The sequence below is a fragment of the Burkholderia sp. Se-20378 genome, from assembly GCF_017104665.1.
In the GTDB taxonomy this organism is placed as follows: domain Bacteria; phylum Pseudomonadota; class Gammaproteobacteria; order Burkholderiales; family Burkholderiaceae; genus Burkholderia; species Burkholderia lata.
In genome coordinates, this window is the sequence record NZ_JAAGPG010000626.1 from 1 (window position 1) to 4301 (window position 4301).

A 4301-nucleotide genomic window follows, 5' to 3' on the forward strand; every position below is an offset into this window, starting at 1 on the left:
CCGTACATGCCGCCGACCACACGCGACGCACGCGTCCGGTCGAGCGCGGCGCCGATGCCGAGCGCACCGAGCCCGCCGCCGACGTTGAACGCGATCTGCACGAGGCCGACATGCTCGCGATCGAGCCCGCGCGCGGCCATCAGCGACGGCAACCAGTTCAGCAGGAAGTACAGGACGATCAGCGTGCAGAAATAGCTGATCCACAGCGCAAGCGTCGAGATCGTGCGGCCGTCGCCGAACAGCGTGCGGGCGACGCTCGTGCGCGCGGCCGACGTGCCGGCAATGTCGAGATACGCGCGCGATTCCGGCAGCAGCATCGCCAGCAGCGGCACGAGCAGCAGCGGCCCCGCGCCGCCGACATAGAAGATGTGCCGCCACTCGGTATCGCCGGCGAGCAGCACGCCGATCAGCGACGCGATCACGCCGCCGAACGGGATGCCGCAGTACATCGCGGCCACCGCGCTGCTGCGCGAGCGCGCGTCGACCGCTTCCGACGACAGCGCGATCAGGTTCGGCATCGCGCCGCCGAGGCCGATGCCGGTCAGCACGCGCACGACGACGAGCATCGCGAAGCTCGACGCCTGCGCAGTAGCGATCGACAGCAGCCCGAACAGCGCGACCGACGCGATCAGCACGCGCTTGCGCCCGATCCGGTCGGCGAGCCGCCCGCCGAGCATCGCGCCCGGCAGCAGCCCGAAGGTGCCCGCGCTGAACGCAATGCCCATCTGCGACACGGTCAGCCCGAATTCGCGCGCCATGCGCGGCGCAGCGACGCCGACCGACTGCAGGTCGAGCCCTTCGAGCAACGCGATTGCGAAGCACAGTGCGAGTGTCGTCGCGACCGCCGGTCTTTCGGCAACGTAGGTGTTCATCGTGTCTCCAATCCTGGTTGTCTTTTCGTCGGCGTGCCTCGCAGGGCCGCTCGCGGCGCGCGCCGCCGCCGGCCAGGGGCGGGCAGGCGCGCAATGAGGTGGTTGAACGGCCACCCTTGTTATCAGGCAGCCTGATTCACTGGCCGTAAAAAAGCCCGCCGGTCGCATCGCCGGCAGGTCGTTACGTGTACCGATGCCTATCGCTAGGTCGATGCGTGAATCACGTCGGGATCACGGCGCGCCGGGTCGTACAGCGCGTCGATCGTTGCCGCGCGATGCTGCTGCACGGCCGCCTGGTTCAGCGAACCCTTGTCGGTCACTTCGCCGAGATCGAGCGACGGCGGCGTGTCCATCAACCGGATGCGCGCGACGAACGTCGATCCGCCGCTCGCATGCCGGTTCAGCGTGGCGAGCCAGGTCTCGAACACCGCGCGCACGGCCGGCGCGCGCAGCACGTCGGCTGCCGATGCATCGGCAGCGAGCGCCGCAAGCGCACGGCACGCGTCGATGCGCGGAAACACGAGCAGGCCGATGTCGTCGCGATTGATCCCGGTCACGACGACGTCCTGCACGTACGGCGCACCGCTCGACACCGCGTTCGCGCGCAGCGGCCCGACGCTGACGAACGTGCCGCTGCTCAGCTTGAAATCCTCGGTCAATCGCCCGTCGAACTGCAGCCCGAATTCCGGCCGCTCCGGATCGGCGAACGTGGCCGCGTCGCCACTGCGGTAATAGCCTTCATCGTCGAACACGTCGCGCGGATCGACCTCCGCATGCCAGTAGCCGCGCATCACGTTCGGCCCCTTGAAGCGCAATTCGAGCTTGCCGCCGCATGGCACGAGCTTCACGTCGCAGCCGGGCGCGGGCAGCCCGATATAGCCGGCGCGCATCAGCGGCCCCGTCGTGAACAGGCACGACGGCGACGTTTCCGTCATGCCGAGCCCGGCCATGATCCGGATGCGCTCGCCGCAATGCGCATCGGTCACGCGGTCGAGCCGGTCCCACGCGGCCTGCGACAGCCCCGCGCCGCCGAAGAAATACAGCTTCACGCGCGAGAAGAACGTGTCGCGCAGCGCGGCGTCGCGTTCGAGCGCGGCGGTCAGTTCTTCCCAGCCCTTCGGCACGTTGAAGTAGATCGTCGGCGCGATCTCGCGCAGGTTGCGCACGGTTTCGTCGAACCGGCCGGGCACCGGGCGGCCGTCGTCGAGATACAGCGTGCCGCCGTTGTACAGCGCGATGCCGAGGTTGTGGCTGCCGCCGAACGTGTGATTCCACGGCAGCCAGTCGACCAGCACCGGCGGCTCGCGCGTCAGCTCGGGCATCGTCTGGCGCAGCATCTGCTGGTTGCTGCACAGCATCCGGTGCGTGGTCGGCACGGCTTTCGGCCGCTTCGTCGAACCGGACGTGAACAGGATCTTCGCGAGATGATCGGGGCCGACCGACGCATGGATCGCGTCGATCGTGCGAGGGACGGTGGCGAGCAAGCGCGAGAGCGGCAAGGCATCATCGCCCGACGCATCCGCATCGCGCGTGACGATCAGCGTCGCGTCGGCCGGCAATGTCGCATCGAGCGCACGTGCAAACGCCGCACGTTCCGCGACGAACACCGCGCCCGGCCGCAGCAACCCGAGCGTGTGGCGCAGCTTGCCGTAGTCGGTCGACACCAGCGAATACGCGGGTGAAATCGGCGCATACGGCACGCCGGCCAGCATCGCCGCGAACATCAGTTGCAGGTGTTCGAGATCGTTGCCGGACAACACCGCGAGCGGGCGGTCGGCCGACAGGCCGAGATCGGCGAGGCCCTGCCCGATCGCGCGGGCACGTTCGAGCATCTGCGCGTAGGTGATCTCGATCCAGCGGCCGTCGTCACCGCGCCGCGCAGCCAGCACGCGGTCGGGGTGGGCTTGCGCGCCGTTCACGAGGCAGTCGGTCAGGCGTGCCGGGTAGGCGCCGAGCGGCTCGCGGGCGCGCAGGTACCACGTGCCGTCGTCCGCGCGGCGGATCTCGGCCGCGCCCACGGCGACCGCCGCGGCGCGATAACGCACGCCGCCCGCGCCGTGTACGACCTCACCCGGAGGCTTCGCTACATTCATCGTGGCCTCGCTCAGATCGGGTAATGACGCGGCACGGTCTGCACCGTGATCCAGCGCAGCTCGGTGAATTCGGCGATCGACGCGCGGCTGCCGAAGCGGCCATAGCCGCTCGCCTTGGTGCCGCCGAACGGCATCTGCGCCTCGTCGTGCACGGTCGGGCCGTTGATGTGGCAGATCCCCGATTCGATCCGCCGTGCGACCGCCATCGCGCGCGCGACATCGCGGCTGAACACGCTCGACGACAGCCCGAACTCGCTGTCGTTCGCGAGCGCGACCGCTTCGTCGTCGCTGTCCGCACGCAGGATCGCGACGACCGGCGCGAACGATTCCTCGCGATACAGCCGCATGTCGCGCGTCACGCCATCGACGATCGCCGGCTGCATCGTCGCACCTTCGACGCGGCAGCCGAGCGGCAGCTGCGCGCCATGCGCACGCGCATCGTCGACGAGCGATGCCGCACGTGCAGCCGCCGCCGCGTCGACCATCGTGCCGAGCGGATGACCAGCCAGCGGATCGCCCGCGACCAGCGTGCGCGCCTTTGCGGCGAGGCGCTCGACGAGCGCATCGGCAAGCGGCCGTGCGACGATCACGCGCTCGGTCGACATGCAGATCTGCCCCTGGTTGAAGAACGCGCCGAACGCGATCGCGTCGACGGCCGCGTCGAGATCGGCATCGTCCAGCACGAGCACGGGCGCCTTGCCGCCGAGTTCGAGCAGCACCGGCTTCAGGTGAGCAGCCGCGTGGCGCGCGATGATGCGCCCGACGTGCGTCGACCCGGTGAAGTTGATGCGTTTCACGTGCGGATGCGCGATCAGCCGCTCGACGAGTTCAGGTGCGTCGGCCGCCGCATGCGTGATCACGTTGACCACGCCCGCACCGAGCCCCGCTTCGTCCAGCACCGCGCCGATCAGCGCGTGCACGCCGGGGCACGCCTCGGACGCCTTCAGCACGACCGTGTTGCCGCACGCGAGCGGCATCGCCAGCGCACGCGTGCCGAGGATCACCGGCGCGTTCCACGGCGCGATGCCGAGCACGACACCACACGGCACGCGCATCGCGAGCGCGAGATTGCCGGGCACGTCGGACGGGATCACGTCGCCGGCGATCTGCGTCGTCATCGACGCGGCCTCGCGCAGCATGTTCGCCGCGAGCGTCACGTTGAAGCCGATCCAGCCCGGCGTCGCGCCGGTTTCGGCCACGCCGGTCGCGACGAACGCGTCGATGCGCGCGTCCATCAGGTCGGCTGCCTTCAGCAGCAGCCGGCGGCGCTCGGTCGGCGCGAGCGCCGACCAGGCGGGAAACGCGCGGTGCGCGGCGTCGATCGCCGCGTCGGCGC

At 69.9% G+C, this 4301-nt stretch carries 3 protein-coding genes; all 3 read right to left on the reverse strand.

What is annotated here, in order from left to right:
- On the reverse strand, positions 1-872 hold an 872-nt coding region (gene mhpT, locus G3N93_RS35090; RefSeq protein WP_206135024.1), incomplete at its 3' end, for a 3-(3-hydroxy-phenyl)propionate transporter MhpT.
- A 203-nt stretch (positions 873-1075) separates the two neighbouring features.
- Positions 1076-2965 (reverse strand): feruloyl-CoA synthase, encoded by a 1890-nt coding sequence (locus tag G3N93_RS35095; protein WP_206135025.1) that lies wholly within the window; start codon positions 2963-2965, stop codon positions 1076-1078.
- A gap of 11 nt (positions 2966-2976) precedes the next feature.
- A partial coding sequence (locus tag G3N93_RS35100) for an aldehyde dehydrogenase (protein ID WP_206135026.1) occupies positions 2977-4301 on the reverse strand: 1325 nt, incomplete at its 5' end.